The 17,731-nt window shown below is 64.1% G+C and carries 10 protein-coding genes; 7 read left to right on the forward strand and 3 right to left on the reverse strand.

The window, feature by feature from the left end; translation table 11 throughout:
• Positions 1 to 194: 194 nt before the first annotated feature.
• Positions 195 to 1,355 carry an AGE family epimerase/isomerase gene (locus SSA02_RS12330; RefSeq protein ID WP_147094395.1) on the reverse strand — a complete coding sequence of 387 codons (1,161 nt, stop codon included), beginning with the start codon at positions 1,353 to 1,355 and terminating at the stop codon, positions 195 to 197.
• An 18-nt stretch (positions 1,356 to 1,373) separates the two neighbouring features.
• Positions 1,374 to 2,846: a D-glycero-beta-D-manno-heptose-7-phosphate kinase gene (gene rfaE1 / locus SSA02_RS12335; RefSeq protein WP_147094396.1), complete on the reverse strand. Its 1,473-nt coding sequence runs from the start codon at positions 2,844 to 2,846 to the stop codon at positions 1,374 to 1,376.
• 294 nt (positions 2,847 to 3,140) lie between these two features.
• Between rfaE1 and SSA02_RS12340 the strand changes: the two genes are divergently transcribed.
• The 6 genes from SSA02_RS12340 to SSA02_RS12365 all read left to right on the forward strand — a co-directional run bounded on the left by SSA02_RS12340 (position 3,141) and on the right by SSA02_RS12365 (position 12,586).
• Positions 3,141 to 4,322, forward strand: a complete 1,182-nt coding sequence (locus tag SSA02_RS12340; protein WP_147094397.1) for a S1C family serine protease — start codon at positions 3,141 to 3,143, stop codon at positions 4,320 to 4,322.
• A gap of 96 nt (positions 4,323 to 4,418) precedes the next feature.
• A complete protein-coding gene (locus SSA02_RS12345) occupies positions 4,419 to 5,099 on the forward strand; it encodes a winged helix-turn-helix domain-containing protein (RefSeq protein ID WP_147094398.1) in 681 nt (226 codons plus the stop codon).
• Positions 5,100 to 5,117: 18 nt separating this feature from the next.
• Entirely contained in the window at positions 5,118 to 6,530 is a 1,413-nt protein-coding gene (locus SSA02_RS12350; protein WP_246103907.1) for a HAMP domain-containing sensor histidine kinase, read from the forward strand.
• A gap of 113 nt (positions 6,531 to 6,643) precedes the next feature.
• A complete protein-coding gene (locus tag SSA02_RS12355; protein WP_147094399.1) occupies positions 6,644 to 6,985 on the forward strand; it encodes a hypothetical protein in 342 nt (113 codons plus the stop codon).
• Between the two features lie 129 nt (positions 6,986 to 7,114).
• The gene (gene ydiJ, locus SSA02_RS12360) at positions 7,115 to 10,186 is read left to right on the forward strand and encodes a D-2-hydroxyglutarate dehydrogenase YdiJ (protein ID WP_246103908.1); all 3,072 of its coding nucleotides are present in this window, start codon (positions 7,115 to 7,117) and stop codon (positions 10,184 to 10,186) included.
• A gap of 168 nt (positions 10,187 to 10,354) precedes the next feature.
• Positions 10,355 to 12,586, forward strand: coding sequence for a TonB-dependent siderophore receptor (locus SSA02_RS12365; protein ID WP_246103909.1), 2,232 nt, complete (start codon positions 10,355 to 10,357; stop codon positions 12,584 to 12,586).
• An 81-nt stretch (positions 12,587 to 12,667) separates the two neighbouring features.
• Here the strand turns inward: SSA02_RS12365 and hrpB are convergent, their stop codons facing one another.
• A complete protein-coding gene (hrpB, locus tag SSA02_RS12370; RefSeq protein ID WP_147094400.1) occupies positions 12,668 to 15,184 on the reverse strand; it encodes an ATP-dependent helicase HrpB in 2,517 nt (838 codons plus the stop codon).
• A gap of 1 nt (position 15,185) precedes the next feature.
• On the opposite strand from hrpB, the gene SSA02_RS12375 reads away from it, so the two are divergent.
• Positions 15,186 to 17,444, forward strand: coding sequence for a protein-disulfide reductase DsbD family protein (locus SSA02_RS12375; RefSeq protein WP_306345089.1), 2,259 nt, complete (start codon positions 15,186 to 15,188; stop codon positions 17,442 to 17,444).
• Positions 17,445 to 17,731 lie beyond the last annotated feature (287 nt).

Below are 17,731 nucleotides of genomic sequence, written 5' to 3' on the forward strand. Positions count from 1 at the left end.
TCAGCAGACGATGCTGTTGCATCTCGTGCACAAGCGCGTCGAACAAGGCGTATCGCCTGTTTGATGGCGTTGCTCCTGGCCACCGGGTTGAGGGCCAATCCCGGCCCCGATGAACTCGGCATGTCGTGATAGGCTTCATCGGGCGTGCGTCCAGCCAGACAGGATCCAGGCCGGAGCGGCGCGGGGCAGAGCCCTTACTTCAGAACGATCTGACGGCCCGCGCCATAGATGTGGTAGAAAGAGCTCGCAGGCATGTAGTCGACAAGGGGCTCGCCATTTGCGTCGATGTGATCGATCCAGCCGCCATTGAGCCTCTCCGGTGCGAAACGTTCCAGAAAACCATGCGCGAAACGATCTGCTTCGTTGCCATGCGTCATTGAATAAGGCGCGCCATGCAGGAGACGCAGTAATTCGGTCTGCGCCCAGATCCGTGACGCGTGCCCTGTGATAACCCTGTTTTCGGTCATCGAATCGTATACGCGGGAGGTCGACATGTCGCATCCGCTGACGAAACCGGCCCGGAACAATCCTTCGGCCGTCTCGAGCAGCCATGAACGATCCGCTTCGTCGCAGCGGGACAGCCGCGCATAGTCACGCAGCAGCCAGCTCCATTCGAAGAGATGCCCGGGCTGTACCTGATTCTGTCCTCCTGCCTTCAGAGGCGTCCAGCGGTAATCGAAAAATTCGAGCAACAGGCCAGAGCTCCGGTCGATCAGACGCGTTCTGGCCAGATCGATCAGTTTACGGGCGCGCTCCAGATAGAATGCATCGCCCGTGGCTTCGAAAACCGCGAGATAGGCTTCCAGAAGATGCATATGGGGGTTCTGGCTGCGAAGCGTTCCGCTGTCCGGAATGCTGTCCAGATAGCCTTCATTGGGTGCGGTGAAGATCAGATCGATCTCTTCGGCAATCAGTCGGGCCATTTTGCGATCTTCGGGGCGATCGGCCATGCGTATGGCCCAGCCATAGGCGAAAAGAATGAAGGCATGGGCGTACAGATCGCGTTTTGTGCTGGCAGGGCGTCCTTCGGGATTTACGGAAAAGACCCAGCCTGCCGAACCGTCTCCGCGATGATAGAGCGCCTCGACCGTGTCCAGACATGTGAGTGCCTGATCCATGCCGTCATGCAACGTGTCGATCGTTGCCCGGCAATAGGTCGCGATCTGGCGGGCCTGAACCATGAGTCGCAGGGCGCCGAGGCGAACCGGTCCGGCCTGCCAGTCGAGTCTTTCATGAAACAGGCGGCGTTTCGTATCGAAACCTGCCTCACGCCAGAGAGGCAGCGCCTTGTCGACCAGCCATTCGCGCCAGAGTGTCTGGGGAGTACGGACTTGCTGAGGGGTGCTGCTCGTCATTTACCTGGAATTTCGGCCTCAATGGTCGCCCGGATCGGCCATACTGGCTCCGGCCGGCGTTCTCTTCTTGATTTTACTGACGATCGAAGTCGTCGATCGACCTGATACCAGATCGGCGAGCACGACGCGACCGCCGCCGGATCTGACGAGATCGGCACCGACGACCTCATCCTCGGTATAGTCGGCCCCCTTGACCAGAACGTCGGGTCTGAGCGCGCGTATCGTCTCATAGGGCGTATCCTCGTCGAAGATGACGACGAGATCCACATCGCGCAGCGCGCCCATGACGGTGGCGCGGGCCGTCTGGTCCTGCAGGGGGCGTTCCGGTCCCTTGAGACGCCGGACGGAGGCATCGCTGTTCAGGGCAACGACGAGCTTGTCCCCATGCTGTGCCGCAGCGCGGATCAGCGCCACATGGCCGGGGTGGAGCAGATCGAAACAACCATTCGTGAAAACGATCCGTGCGCCGTGCTGGCGCCATGCCTCGATCGTCTCGACCGCATCGTCCCGGGTTGCGAACACACTGTCATCGGCGATCTCCGATTTCAGAGCCGCGCTGAGTTCGGCGCGCGAAACCGTGGCCGTACCGAGCTTGCCGACGACGATCGAGGCAGCGCTGGTCGCAATGACCATGGCCGTCCTGAGATCCTCTCCAGCCGATATCATGCTCGCGATCGTCGCGACCACCGTATCGCCTGCGCCCGAAACATCGAAGACCTCGGATTTGCGGACATGGGCATGGGTCAGTGCGCCATCGGTCTCGAGCAGGGTCATCCCTTCCTCGGAGCGCGTCACGAGCACGTTTCCCCCGAAGCGGGATTGTGCGGCTTGCGTCGCGATGCGGATTTCGGCGTCGTTGCGTACCGGCAGCCCCGTTGCCGCCGCAAGTTCGCTCCGGTTCGGCGTGATCAGATAGGCACCCCGGTAAGCCGAGAAATCCCTGCGTTTGGGATCGACCACGACAGGCACGCCCCGCAAGCGTGCGGTTTCCATGATCGCGTCCAGAACGGCATCGCTCAGGACACCCTTCGCATAATCCGAACAGATGACGACATCCGCCCTGCTCACCGCCTCGCGCGCGGCGGAGATCAGCTTCGCCTCCATGGCCGGAGTCATGCTCACATTCGGTTCGTCGTCTATACGGACGATCTGTTGTCGTCCGCTCAGCACGCGCGTCTTGGTGATGGTCGTCCAGCCCCCGTCCGGGACGACGAGCGAAAGATCGATATCGCTCCGGTCCCGGATCGCCCGGTCGAGATCCTGTGCGGCCTGATCCGCGCCGACCAGCCCCACGAGGGTGACGGCGCATCCGAGGGCTGCGGCATTCATGGCGACATTGGCCGCACCGCCCGGAACGGCACTATGCTGCGCTCTGAGCAGGACCGGCACCGGTGCTTCAGGGGAAATGCGATCGACCGAGCCATGAACGTAGCAGTCGAGGAGAAGGTCTCCCACGATCGCAACCCGACCGAATGTGAAGTCACTGAGCATGAAGCATTACCAATCCGCCAGAAGACGTTTTCGCCGGACAGGAGACCCGGCCCGCTGTCACGATCCTTCCGGTATCCGTCTCGTCCTGTCCTGCCATCGGGTGTCGCTCTTGGCAATGCCGGGCATCCGGCGCAGGACGGGGGCCGGAGGGCAGAGCGCAGGAGGCGCGGGAACAGGGGCGCGGGAACAGGGCGCGGGAGAGATGCCGGTCAGGGGGAAGAGAGATGGCATTCGGATGTTTCTGCGCTATCGTGCCCGCATGACCCAGCTCTTCGTCCCGATCGTGGTTTTGTGATGCGTCTTGTTCTCGCCTTGCTCGTGCTTGCCGCGTTCGGTGTCGCGCAGGCCTCTGCCCTGCCTGCCTTTCTCGAGAAATTCCTGCCGCATCCGCCCCATCCGCCGAGTCATCCGGCCATACCTGCGGTGCCCTCGGCCAAGACTGTCCAGATACCGCCCCAGGCCCCGGTTCCCGACGGCACGCCCGCATTGCCGCCCGTTCTCGTGCAATCCGGGCCCCTGTCCTTCGCGCCTCTGGTCCAGCGGGTCATTCCGGCCGTCGTGAATATCGCGATCACACAGATCAGCAGCGAAGGCGGGGGCAGGATTCCTGCGCAGATCAGGGGGACGCCGCTCGAGAAGCGCTACCGTGAGAAGATGCAACGCCATCAGGAGGAAATTCTCGGGGCGGGATCCGGTTTCATTATCGATCCCTCGGGCATCATCGTGACCAACGATCATGTCGTCGGTGACGCGGATAACGTGACGGTCTCCCTCTCGAACGGTCAGGAGCTTCCGGCGAAGCTGATCGGCGTCGATGCCCTGACCGATATCGCGGTGATCAAGGTGGAGTCGCCCAAGCCTCTCCCCTATGTCACCTGGGGAGACAGTCACAAGGTCAATGTCGGCGACTGGATTCTCGTCGCAGGCAATCCGTTCGGATTCGGATCGTCGGTCAGCGCAGGGATCGTCTCCGCACGGGGGCGCGATCTCGGAGCGGGATCGCTCGACGATTTCCTGCAGCTGGACGCTCCGATCAATCCGGGCAATTCCGGCGGTCCTGCCTTCAACATGAGAGGTCAGGTCGTTGCCGTGAATGCCGCCATGGTTTCCCCTGCAGGCGGCTCGGTGGGGATAGGCTTCGGAATCCCGTCCGAAATCGTCGCGCCCATCGTCGACGAGATCCGCCGGACCGGCCATGTCGATCACGGCTGGCTCGGCGTTACGCTCGATGACGGAGACGGATCGGTCGTGCTCGTCGATGTCGACCGGAACGGGCCGGCGATGAAGGGCGGGCTTCTGAAAGGGGACAAGGTGATCGCCATCAACGGGGCGCCAGTCCAGAACGGGCGCGCCCTGCTTCGCATCGTGGCGGCGGACAAGCCGGGCAGCGCCGTTACTTTCTCGGTAATCCGCAAGGGGAAAACCAAAGTGATCGTTCTGCCGGTCGGCAAACGTCCCCCGGATGTGGATGAATGACCACACAGCCCTTTCTTCTGAGGCGTAACTGAAAGATAATGAGGTCACTGTAAAGTGAGGGGTGGGAATCCCACCCGCTGGAGTCGAGGACTGACCATGCGTATTCTGCTTGTCGAGGATGATCCAACCGTCAGAAGCTTCATCGTCAAGGGTCTGAAGGAAACCGGACATCTCGTCGAGGAAGCCGATAACGGCAAGGACGGTCTGTTTCTCGCCGTGAGCGAGAATTTCGATATCATGATTCTCGACCGTATGTTGCCGGGCGGCATAGACGGTCTGCGTATTCTGGAGACGCTTCGCGCACAGAACAACGCGACCCCGGTCCTGCTGCTATCCGCTCTGGCCGATGTGGATGAGCGCGTGGCCGGGCTCAAGGCTGGCGGCGACGATTACATGACCAAGCCGTTCGCCTTCTCCGAGCTTCTTGCGCGCGTGGAAGCGCTTGCCCGCCGTGGCAGCGCCGAACAGGCGCCGCAGACGAAACTCGTGGTGGCCGATCTCGAGATGGATCTCCTGTCCCGGACGGTGAAGAGAGGCGAAGAGAAGATCGACCTGCAACCGCGGGAGTTCCGGCTGCTCGAGTTCCTGATGCGCCATGCAGGCCAGGTCGTGACGCGCACGATGCTGCTCGAGCGCGTATGGGACTATCATTTCGACCCGCAGACCAACGTCATCGACGTGCATGTCTCGCGGCTGCGGCAGAAGGTGGACAAGCCTTTCGAGACCGCGCTGATCCATACGATTCGCAACGCGGGCTATATCCTGCGCGCCAACTGATCGGGACAGGTCGTTTTCATGAGGTTCAGCCTCTCGCGCTTTCCCATGCTCAGATTATGGTGGAAGCGCGCCTGGCGGTTCCGTTCTGCAGGACTGGGGTTCTCCCTGGCCTACGGTCTGGTTTTCGCTCTCTCCGCCACGCTGTTCCTGACCTTTCTCTGGTGGCACACGATCGGGGCGCTCGAGCGCGAGGTGGGACAGGCCGTGGACGCCGACGCGCACGGCCTTGCCGAGCGCTGGATGCAGGGCGGTCTTCCGAGCCTGCAACGCGCCATCCAGGATCGCCTCGATCAGGATGTCGAGGATCAGGATCTCTATCTCCTCATCACGCCCGGAGGAAAGAGGCTGGCGGGCAACATGCCCGCCTGGCCCGAAGCCGTGCAGCGGGCAGATCGCTTCTATACGCTGAAGATCAGCCGTGCAGGCAATACGGCCACGGCGGCGCTCCATGCCTATATCCTGCCCGATGGGCTGCAACTGCTCGTCGGGCGCGACATCCGGGGGCGCGATATCCTGCGGCGGGTTCTGACCGAAACCTTCCTGTGGTCGTGGCTGATGGTGACGGCGCTGGCGGTCGGCGGCGCCTGGGTGGTGCGCGGCATATTCAAGCGGATCCTGAGTTCGATCGCCCGCACCACCACCGCGCTCGCGACCGGCGATATGCGCCAGAGGATGCCGCTCGTCGGGAACGACGTGGATCTGGTGGCCCATTCGATCAACCGTATGCTCGACCGGATCTCACGACTCATGGAAGGGGTGAAACAGGTCTCCAATTCGATCGCGCACGATCTCAGGACACCGATCACCCGCGCCCGCAATCGTCTGGAAGATGCAGCGCTTCATGCGCGCACGACCGAGGAGATGCATGAGGCGATTTTCCGGGCGGTAGCGGATCTGGATCATGTGACCTCGGTCTTCGATGCGCTGATGCGTATCGCCCAGATCGAGGCCGGAGCCCGCCGCGCTGCATTCGAGACGACCGATCTCATCAGGCCGCTGCACGACATCGCCGAACTCTACGAGGCCACGGCGGAAGAGGCCGGGCTTCAGATCGCTCTCGATCTTCCTCCCCGTCTGCGTTTTCACGGCGATTCCCGCCTGATACAGCAGGCAGTCGCCAATATGATCGACAATGCCATCAAGTTCTCGCCCGCAGGGACGACGGTGACGCTCCGGGCGAGCGTGTCCGGCGCGCTGGTCCGTATCAGCGTGACCGATGAGGGACCCGGCATGTCGGAGGACGATCTCATGCGCGCTTCGGAGCGGTTCTTCCGGGCCGATCAGGCGCGCAATACCCCCGGTGCGGGACTAGGCCTGTCTCTGGTGCAGGCCGTGGCCCAGCTCCATGGTGGCAGCCTCAGCCTCGAACCGTTGCAGCGCGGGCTGCGTGTCGTGCTGAGTCTGCCCGTCGAGGAGCCGGCATCGGCCTGACACGGCCTGACAGGGCCCGGGCGGCGCGATGGGGCGAAATCCTGTCATAGACTTAACCAAGTCTTCATGTATCCACCACAGGGCAGTAATGTGGACATGATTAGTACAACTTCATGGCCCATGGTTTCGTCGCAGTCCTCTGCCTGTCCGGTCTGATCTGTGCGCTCGGCATTGCGAAAGCGGCCGAGGCAGAAGACATGGCAAAACCGATCCCGACCGATATGGTCGAGGACGAAAAGACCCCTATGGCGGTCACCAGCGACACACTGGAATACTGCCGCTCCCTCTCCCGCAAGGTGCACAACACCCTGCACAGGGCTTCCGATATTCCGGGCTCTGTCATCAGCCAGGCCATGTATCTCGAGCATGAGGGCGAGCGGCTCTGTGCGCACGGGCATCTGCGCGCGGGGATCACCCATGAGAGACGGGCGCTCGCTGTTCTCACCCGTTCGTGAGCGGGCGCGGCGCTCTATCGCTCGGCGCGGCTTCGGGCTAATCCGGTGCCGCGCCTTTCGTGACTCCGGGGTTCCGTCTCCGGGGATCTACCGGCGCATTCCTTGCGAGTGTCCCGGGGATGGGTTGCCATGAACATGATAGCGGTTCTCGATCAGGTTCCGGGAAATGACGCGAATCACGTCTCTTTTCTCGAGGCCCTGAAGGAAGAGGGATTCGAGGGCGAGATCGAGACAGGTCACGATGTGCGCCTCGTTCATGCGACCGATAACTCGATCTATCAGCGTCATCCCGAGGCGGTTGTCTTTCCCCGTCATCGCCCGGATCTCGTCCGGTTGGCACGTCTGGCGGGAGAGGCGCGTTTCCGTTCGGTGGTTCTGGCGCCGCGCGGAGGGGGCACCGGTACGAACGGGCAGTCCCTGACCGCGGGTATCGTGGTGGATCTGTCCCGTCACATGAACCGGATCCTCGAGATCGATCCGGTGGGAAAATGGGTCCGGGTCGAACCCGGCGTCGTGAAGGATCAGCTCAATGCGGCCGTCGCGGCGCATGGCCTCTTCTTCGCGCCTGAACTCTCGACATCCAATCGCGCCACGATCGGGGGCATGATCAGCACGGATGCGAGCGGGCAGGGCAGTTGTACCTACGGCAAGACGCGCGATCATGTTCTTTCGGTTTCGACGGTTCTGCTCGGGGGAGAGAGTCTCGAGACCGGCCCCTGCGACGAGGCCGCCCTTGCCGGGCTGAGATCCGGCACGGGACGTGTGGCCGAGATCGTCGGATGCGTGGCCGATATCTGGGAGGCCGAGAAAGAGACGATCGCCCGTGTCTTTCCCCCTCTGAATCGCTGCCTGACCGGATATGATCTGCGTCATCTGCGCGATGACGAAGGGCGGTTCGATCTGACCGGTCTCCTCTGCGGATCCGAGGGAACGCTCGGATTCCTGGCCGAGGCGAAGCTGTCGCTTCTCGAGATCCCGACGCATTCCATTCTCGTCAATATCCGCTACGACAGCTTCATGGATGCGCTGCGCGACGCGCGCGCGCTGATCGCCCTCAGGCCGCTTTCCATCGAGACGATCGACTCCAGGGTTCTCGGCCTCGCCATGCAGGATTTCATCTGGGATTCGGTCGAGGCGTATTTCCCCCAGGACGAGGCCGGCCCGGCGCAGGGGATCAATCTCGTCGAGTTTGCCGGTCACGACGCTGCCGCGCTGAGAGAGACGGTCGAGGCCTTTCTCGTGCATCTGCGGCAGGACGGAACCGTACGCAGACGGGGGCATACGCTCGCCGAGGGACGGAACGCGGTCGCCCGGGTCTACGCCATGCGCAAGCGTGCGGTCGGGCTTCTGGGCAATGTCCAGGGAGAGGCGCGCCCGCAGCCTTTCGTCGAGGACACGGCGGTCCCACCGGAACGGCTTGCGGCGTTCATCGAGGAATTCCGGGCCCTGCTCGACGCATACGGGCTCGATTATGGCATGTTCGGCCATGTCGATGCGGGTGTGCTCCATGTCCGACCGCTTCTGGATATGCGCGATCCGGCACAGGCTGCGCTCATTCGCCCGCTGAGCGATGCTGTGTTCGCTCTCACGCGTCGCTATGGCGGGCTGCTCTGGGGAGAACACGGCAAGGGTGTGCGCTCCGAATATGTTCCTGCCGTTTTCGGGCCGCTCTATCCCTCTCTGCAGCGCATCAAGACGGTGTTCGACCCTTTCAACCAGCTCAATCCGGGCAAGATCGCGACACCGGAAGCGCAGCAGGAGGAGACGGGCGGCCTGTTGCAGATCGACCGGGTTCCGTTTCGCGGCGATCAGGATCGCCAGATCCCCGATCCTGTCTGGAAAGGTTTCGGGGCCGCGATGCATTGCAACGGTAACGGCGCCTGTTTCAACTACGATCAGGACGATCCGATGTGCCCGTCCTGGAAGGCGACGCGGGACAGGCGGTTTTCCCCGAAGGGACGGGCCTCGCTTTTCCGCGAATGGGTGCGTCTGCAGAGCCGCTCGGGCGCGGATATCGCCGCGCTCGAGCGGCTCTCGATCGCGCGGCCCATCCGGTCGGCAGTGCGGGCCATTCCGGCGACGTTCCGCCGCCGCGCGCACGCGCCGCAGGATTTCTCGCACCGGCTCTATGACAGCCTCGCGACCTGTCTCGCCTGCAAATCCTGCACGAGCCAGTGTCCGGTGAAGGTGGATGTGCCCGATTTCCGCGCGCGTTTTCTCGCTCTCTATCACAGACGCTACGCGCGCCCCCTGCGCGATTACGCGGTCGGTTTCATCGAATACGGTCTGCCGGTCCTTTCGAAGGTCTCGCGGATCTACAATGTCGCAGCCGGTTTCGCGCCGATGAAGCGCTTCGTGGCGCGTTGCCTCGGCCTTGTCGACATGCCCTCGATGGGCCGGGCGACGCTGACGGAAACATGCCGGAGATGGAACGTCCTCCCCGCAACTCCCGAACGTCTCGCGCTTCTCAGCCCGGGGGAGCGGAGCCGGTCGGTCGTGCTCCTGCCCGATATGTTCACCCGGCATTTCGAGCCGGGTCTCGTATCCGCTTTCGTGGAGCTTGCGGCGCGCTGCGGCCAGCAGGTCTATCTGGCGGAGAGCCTCGCCAGCGGAAAGCCGCTTCACGTTCACGGGTTTCTCGGGCTTTTCGCATGGCAGGCGCGCCGTAATGCCGCCTGGCTGCGCGGTCTTGCCTCGGCCAATGTGCCGATCGTCGGGCTCGATCCTGCAATGACGCTCATCTACCGGCAGGAATACCGGAAGCTCGCCGGGGTCGGGACCGTGCCCGATGTGCTGCTTCCGCAGGAATGGCTGCAGGACGTTCTGCCCGTCTTGCCCGCGCAGGGCGATCGGGACGGGACGGCGTATGTCTATCTCGGGCATTGCACCGAAAAAACGGCCCTGACGGGTTCCGGCGCGGCCTGGCAGGATCTTTTCGGGCGGGTTGGCGTCCCGCTCGCCATCGGCAAGACCGGATGCTGCGGCATGTCGGGCACGTTCGGCCATGAAGCGCGCAATGTGGAAACGTCGCGCGTGATTTTCGAGCAGTCCTGGGGGCCTCATCTCGACCGGGACAGGACGCTGCGCGTTCTTGCGAGCGGCTATTCCTGCCGGAGCCAGGTCGAGCGGTTCCGCGGACGGTCCCTCGATCATCCGCTTTGCGTGCTGCTCGAACGCCTCAGAGAAAGACGGATCTCCTGAAACGGGGGCAGGGCGGACATACCCGGCGCTACGACGCCCGGGTCGATTGACAGGTGCGATGAGGCATTCTATTCGCGCATTACGCAAATGATAGTCGTTCTCATTTGAGGGCGATCCGCGTCTTGTTGCAGGGATATGATGATCGTCTCGTTACGCCGGAGTCTGGCTGTGTCCGTATGTCTTCTGGTCGCACCGGCCTGTGCGTTTGCCGGGAGCGATCGAGGCGATGAAACAGACGCCCCGGCTCATGCCTCGCGCGGGACCGCTATCGGGCCCGGAGAGGGGACGGAGCCGGAAACCCGATCCGATTCCGGGTCGGATTCCGGGTCTGACTCCGATTCCGGGTCCGACACCGATCCGCTGGCGCCACGCAGGCCGGTCCGGGAGACGATCCGGGTCTCGGGGCGGCGCCCGCCTTTTCTCGCCCGTGCGACGCAAGCTGCGACAAAGAGCGACACGCCGCTCGAGCTGATCCCCCAGAACGTCACGGTCATCACCCGCCAGCGCATGACGTTACTCAATGCACGCACGCTCTCCGAGGCGATCCGTTATACGGCCGGTGTTTCCGATTACGGCTCCAAGGACGATCCTCGCGGATATTTCGGCACGATCCGGGGATTTTCGCCCGATATCTATCTCGATGGCACGCGGGCACCGGATGCGAGTAGCGCACAATCCTTCAGCATCGAACCCTGGGGGCTGGAAGAAATGGATGTCCTGCGTGGGGCCTCTTCGGCCCTGTACGGATCGGGGCAGCTCGGCGGGATCGTCAACGCCGTCAGCAAGCGTCCGCGCCCGGACCAGACCGATGAGCTATCGTTCCAGACGGGTGCCTATGGCCGCGTTCAGGGCGCGGCAGATCTGGGCGGTGCGTTCGATGGCGACAAGGCCTGGCTGTGGCGGCTGAACGGTCTGATCCGCAAATCCGGCAGCTATGCACGCAATATCAGGAACAACGAGATCTATGTGGCGCCCGCTCTGAGCTGGCGCCCGGACCGGGAGACGGTCTTTACGCTTCTGTCCAGTTTCGAACAGCTCGATGCGGGATCGACGGCGCAGTTCCTTCCGGCATCGGGAACGGTATTTCCGTCCCGCTGGGGGCGGATCGCTCGCAATATCCTGACCAGCGATGCCGATTACGACGTGTATTCCAAGCGACAGGCGGCGGTGGGGTATCACTTCGCGCATGAGATCCTGCCGCACTGGTCCATCGTCCAGAACATGCGATACGCTCATCTCGATGTTCTCTACCGTTTCGTGACGACGACCGGGCTGTCCGCGAGCCAGAGAGAGATCGCCCGTCGTGCGCTGAACCAGCAGGGCAACTACAACACGGTCACGCTCGATACGCGTTCGGTCGCCACATTCGCGACGGGATTGCTGCATCATACCGTTCTGACCGGCATCGATTTCCGGAGCGATTTTCTCGCCAACCGGCGTGGACAGAGAGCGGCGCCGTCGCTCGATCTCTATGCACCCCGATATCGCAGGATCGTCTGGCCCGCCTATGCCTCGACGATCAGCACCAACCAGACCGGAACCGATACAGGGCTCTATGTTCAGGATCAGTCCCGGTTCGGGCGATGGTTCCTGACCCTTTCGGGGCGGGGCGATTTCACGCAGGGTCTGACGGTGGACAACCGGAGCGGGGGAAGAACCCCGCAGGAAAACGACGCGTTCACCGGAAGGGTGGGGCTGGTCTATCGTTCGGGTGCGGGTCTGAATCCCTATATCTCCTATGCGACGTCGTTCCAGCCGGTCACCGGCACGGATGTGTCGGGCAAGGCCTTCGTTCCCATGACCGGGCGGCAGATCGAGGCGGGCGTGAAATATCGCCCCGCGCCGCTGCGCGGTCTGGACGATCTCATGCTGACGGCCGATGTCTTCTCGCTGACCGAAAACAATGTCCTGACCCCGGATCCGGTCAACACGTCCTTCAGCGTCCAGACCGGACAGCAGAGAACCCGGGGCGTCGAATGCGAGGGCTCCGGGCGGCTTCCGGGAGGGATCGATTTCATCGCAAGCTTCACCTGGCAGGACCCGCGCGTGACCCGCTCGAATGTCGTCGCCCGGATCGGGCAGCGTCCGGTGACGGTGCCGTCGCATATGGCCTCGTTCTTCCTCAGTCGCGATGTCGCGCTCGAAGGGCCGTGGCACGCCGGTATCGGGAGCGGAATGCGCTATACAGGCAATACGGCAGGCGCCCTGCCAGCGACTTTTCTGGTGCCTTCGCAGCTCGTCTGGGATCTGGAAGCGCATCTCGATCGCGGGCGCACGCGTCTGAAACTCAACGGAACGAATATTGCGGATCGTCGCTATGTAGCGATCTGCACGCGGGATACGGCCTGCGCCTGGGCGCCCGGTCGGGCCTTTTTCCTGACTCTTTCGCAACGGTGGTAGAGGACCGGTGCCGGAGGACCGCTGCCAGAGGACTGGTGCCAGAGGACTGGTGCCAGAGGACCGGATCGGTCGATCCGTAGCCTAGCGTCTGCGCGCGGGCGGGGCGGCGAGGGCGGGATTCTCCGGCCAGTCATGGCGGGGGTATCGCCCCCGCATGTCACGGCGCATATCCGCCCAGCCCGTGGACCAGAAAGAAGCGAGATCGGCCGTGATCGCCTGGGGGCGTCCGGCAGGGGAAAGCAGCGCGAAGCGTAGAGAGACGCGTCCGTTGGCGAGGCGAGGTGTCTCCCTGAGACCGTAATAGGATTGCGCCCGGGCGGAAACGAGAGGAACGGGCGCGCAATAATCGATCCGCGCCGTCCCACCGGGGAGGGTGAGAGACGCCGGGAGATCCTGATCGAGTTGCCTCAGCGCCGGATAGGGCAGGATCTGACGCAGGAGCGCGTGCAGATCGAGCGTCTGGATCTGGGCGAGACGGGTCACGCCCTCGAGATAGGGGGCGAGCCATTCCTCCAGCGTTCCGCCGAGTTCCTCATCGCCGAGATCGGGCAGGGTTTCGTCGAGACAGGCGCGTGCCAGAGCGAGACGGGCGCGGAACTGGTGGCAGGCATCGGTCCAGGGCAGGCTGCCCGTCAGATCGGCACGGATACGCGACAGAATGAGCGCGCGGGCTTCTTCCGGACTTGCCGGGACCGAACGGTCTCGCAGGACCAGTGTTCCCAGTCGCAGGCGTTTGCGGGCGATGACGCTGCCGGTCGAGGGGTCGAGCGCGGTCTCGATCTGCTCGCTCATGCGGGCGAGGAGCGTTCCGGGCAGGTTGGCGGCATCGAGCGCGGCGGCAAGACAGATCTCGGTCGCCGTACGGACATGGAGGGCCGGAGCCACGAGCAGCGTTTCCCCGCAGAGGCCATCCGTTGCGGAAAGCCGCGCCGACCCGCCGCCCGAGAGCCGGTAGCGTCCGCGTTCGCCCGCCGCCTGTGCGACGCGGTCGGGGAAACCGGCAGCCAGAAGGGAGGCAACGCATCCCGGATCGTAGGCAATGCGCTGTTTCAGGCCGAGACGCGCCCGGTATCGCTGAGCCGATTGTCGGATACGTGCCAGACTGGCCCGATCCGCCGTGGGATGCGGCATGTCCCCTTCGATCACTGCGAGGCGATTGTGGATATCGGCAGGGATGAGCGGCTTTTTCTGTCCGGGAACGACGCGGATGCGCAAGGGGTCGCGCTCCTCGAGCAGGGCCGCAAGAAGAGCGGCCGTCGCTTTCTCCGGCCCCGATCGGGCCGCGCACATCATGGCGGCCAGACGCGGCTGGGTGCCCAGCCGTGCCATGGCCTTGCCGAGCGGGGTGATACGGCTATCGTCGTCGAGGGCGCCGAGCGTCCGGAGCAGCGCGATGGCCGCCTGGCAGGCGCCCGATGGCGGCGGGTCGAGCAGGGGAAGCGCTTCCGGCGCCGTGCCCATGACCTCGCGCCAGGCCGCAGTATCGAGACAGTGACCCGAGAGATCGCTCGAGAGAATTTCGGGCAGGTCATGCAGGGCGAGACTCCGGCCTGTGGCTTCGGTCCACAGACGATAGGCGATGCCCGGTGCCTCACGCCCGGCGCGTCCGGCCCGCTGCGTTGCGGTCGCACGCGATATGCGTATCGTCTCGAGACGCGACAGGCCCGAACCGGGGTCGAGCCGGGGCGTGCGATGAAAACCGCCATCGACGACGATCCGTACCCCCGGCACGGTGAGGGAGGTCTCGGCAATCGAGGTGGCGAGAACCACTTTCCGTTCCGTCTGCGGGCTGAGGGCCAGATCCTGTTCCCGCGTGTCGAGCTCTCCATAGAGCGGAAGAATACGGAGATCGAGATCGGAGAGGAGCGCGGCGCAGCGCCGGATTTCTCCCGCGCCGGGAAGAAAGGCGAGAATATCGCCGTCCTCGGAGGCAAGAAGGCTGCGCACGGCGCGCGCCACAGCCTCGGGCAGATCGCGCAGGGCAGCGATGTCCCTCGGGGCATGACGGATGTCGAGCGGAAATCCGCGCCCTTCGCTCTCGATGAGCGTGGCATCGAGCAGGGAGGCGAAAGCGCGGCCATCGGTGGTGGCCGACATGGCCACGAGACGAAGCTCCGGCCTCAGGCTGCGCTGCAGATCGCAGGCGAGTGCAAGAACCGTGTCGAGATCGAGCGAGCGTTCATGCACCTCGTCGAACAGGATGCCAGCCACGCCCTCGAGCAGAGGATCGCCCAGAAGGCGACGCAGCAGAAGCCCTTCGGTGACGACCTCGATGCGGGTCTCTGCGCTGACTGCGGAATCGGTGCGGGTGCGGAAACCGACCGTGCGTCCCGTTTCCTCCCCCAGAAGCGCCGCCATCCGTCTGGCGGCACTGCGCACGGCGACCCGTCTGGGTTCCACCACGAGCAGCCGTCCGTCCTGTCGCCACGGGGCTTGCAGAAGATGAAGCGGCACCAATGTTGTCTTGCCTGCGCCCGGTGGCGCGACAAGGACGGCATTGCGCCCGGCATCGAGTGTTGCGATCAGCTCGGGAAGCGTTGCCGAAACCGGAAGGACGGGAAGCGAAATGAGATTGGCGGGCAATTCAGGACCGGTCATAATGACCTGTATGGCGCGTCCATGGGGCGGTCGGCAAATTCCTCTGTCTTTCATGGTCGTACCGATGCTGCGTTCGCTCGCCCTGCTCGTTTTCGTTCTTGCGCCGTTTCTGGGCCACGCTGCCCGGGCAGCGGAAAGCCTGCCCGTGATCACCGCCCATGACACCGCGACGCTGGTCACGGATCGCGATCGCGCTTCCCCCGGGGAGACACTGGGTGTGGGGTTGCGTCTGCAGCTCAAACCGGGCTGGCACACCTACTGGCTCAATCCGGGCGATGCAGGCGAGGCGCCACGTCTGGAGACCGATGCGGCGGGCGCGCTGACGGGGCAGGCCAGTCGGATCCTGTTCCCGACCCCGGTGCGCATCAGCGAAGGCGGGCTGATGTCCTACGCCTATACAGGCGACGTCCTGCTGCCCCAGGAGCTGCACCTCTCAGGTCCGGCCTCCGGGGATGCGTCCGGACATGTGACCCTGAAGGCGCATGCCGAATGGCTCGTCTGCGCCGCGACCTGCGTGCCGGAGCACGGCGATTTCACGGTAACGCTTCCCGTGGACCGGGCCCCCGTGAGTAATGTCTCCGCGAATCAGGGCCCGAGGGATCGGGCCAGCCCCTCTCCCGCTATGCGGGGCGACGCATCGCCCCAGGCCGGGCTTTTTCACGATGCGCTGCAGGCGCGTCCCGTTCCCTCGCCTTTCCGCGCCAGCGTCTCGCCGGATGGCGTTCTCGAACTCGAGGGACAGGGGCTTTCGCCCCGATCCGTTCACAAGGCATGGTTCATGCCTTCGGCGAGCGGCGTGATCGATCAGGTCGCGCCCCAGAAACTCGCAACGGCTCCCGGCCGGATCAGCCTCGATCTGCGCTGGGTCGAAGGTGCAGAAAAACCGCATGATCTCTCGGGGATCGTCGTCTTGCAGGACGATGCGGGTCAGCAGACGCCGCTCTGGATCGATGCGCCTCTCTCCGCCGGATCGGCGGGGGCTGGCGGCAGTGGCGCGGCTCCGGTGGACGCACAGGATGCGGCGCATGAGGCCCTTGCGCCGTCCCTCTTGCGGATGCTGGTTTTCGCTTTTGCGGGCGGGCTTATTCTCAATCTCATGCCCTGCGTCTTCCCGGTTCTTGCCATGAAGGCGTTTTCTCTCGCCCGATTGGGGGGGAGTGCCCGCAGGGCGCAGATCGGCAGTGCCCTGGCCTATACGCTGGGCGTGATGGGCAGCTTTGCCGCGCTCGGCGCCGCCATGATCGTGCTGCGCGGCGTCGGATCCGCGGCGGGATGGGGGTTCCAGTTCCAGTCACCTGTTTTCGTCATAGGTGTGGCCTGGCTCCTGGTCGCGATGGCGCTCAATCTGCTCGGCGTATTCGAAGTGACCTCGGGTCGCCTCGGTCAGGACGTCGTGCCGCGCCACGGACCATGGGGCGATATGCTGACCGGGTTGCTTGCCGTTATCGTGGCAACGCCCTGCACGGCGCCGTTCATGGGGGCTGCCATCGCGGGGGCTCTGGGTGGCCCGGCCTGGTCGGGGATGATCATCTTCATTGCCATGGGGCTCGGTCTGGCCGCACCCTATCTCGCAATCGCGACCATTCCGGTTCTGGCACGGCATATGCCGAAACCGGGGGCATGGATGGCAGTGCTGAAACAGGCGCTCGCATTTCCGCTTCTCGCCACCTCGGTGTGGCTGCTCTGGGTCGCCTGTATCCAGCGCGGTGCGATGATCGTGCCGATCGCTTTGGGGGGGGCAGTCGGGATCGGACTTGCGGGGTGGCTGTTCGGTCTGGCGCAGCGTCGGGCGATGATCGCTGGCGGCTCCGCCGCGGTCACGACCGGCCGTATTCTGTCCGTTCTGGTTCTGGTCCTTGTCGGCGCTGCCCTATGGCAGGTTCCGCAGGAGGTGGCACCGCCCATGCGCGGCGGAGACGGGACGGCGGAAAAAGCGGTTCCATACTCTCCTGAAAAGCTGACAGCGCTGAGAAAGGAGGGAAAGCCGGTGTTCATCGACATGACGGCGGCCTGGTGCATCACCTGTATGGTGAATGAGCGCGTGGCACTGCAGAAGGCGCCGGTGCAGAAGGCGTTTGCCGAGAAGGGGATCGTCTACATGAAAGGCGACTGGACGAATCGCGACCCCTCGATCAGCGCCTTTCTGCGCGATCACGGCCGTGACGGCGTGCCGCTCTATGTCTATTACGCCCCCCATCGCGACGGAGCGATCCTCCCCCAGATCCTGACCGTTTCCACCGTTCTGGACGCCATACGCTGACGCCTTTCCCTGCGGGAGGTGGGGGTCCTCCCGACCTGCCTTAAAATCCGCCTGCGCCGGTTTCCATGATGGGGCCGGAGAATCTGGAGCGGTGTCGGCCTGACCCTGTGCCTGTGGAAAGCGGTTCCTGTGTGCCGGTTCGGGAGTCGGTGGGCACGGCGACGCCCGTCCGGCCGATCGGCCTCAGGAGCGCCGCCCGGCTGTCATCCTCCGGCGGAGGGGGCGGATGGGAACAGGCACAGAGACAGAAGGCGATGACGGCAGCCGTGAGCGTCGGGAGCGAACGG

The organism is Swaminathania salitolerans (assembly GCF_007988945.1).
GTDB lineage: Bacteria > Pseudomonadota > Alphaproteobacteria > Acetobacterales > Acetobacteraceae > Swaminathania > Swaminathania salitolerans.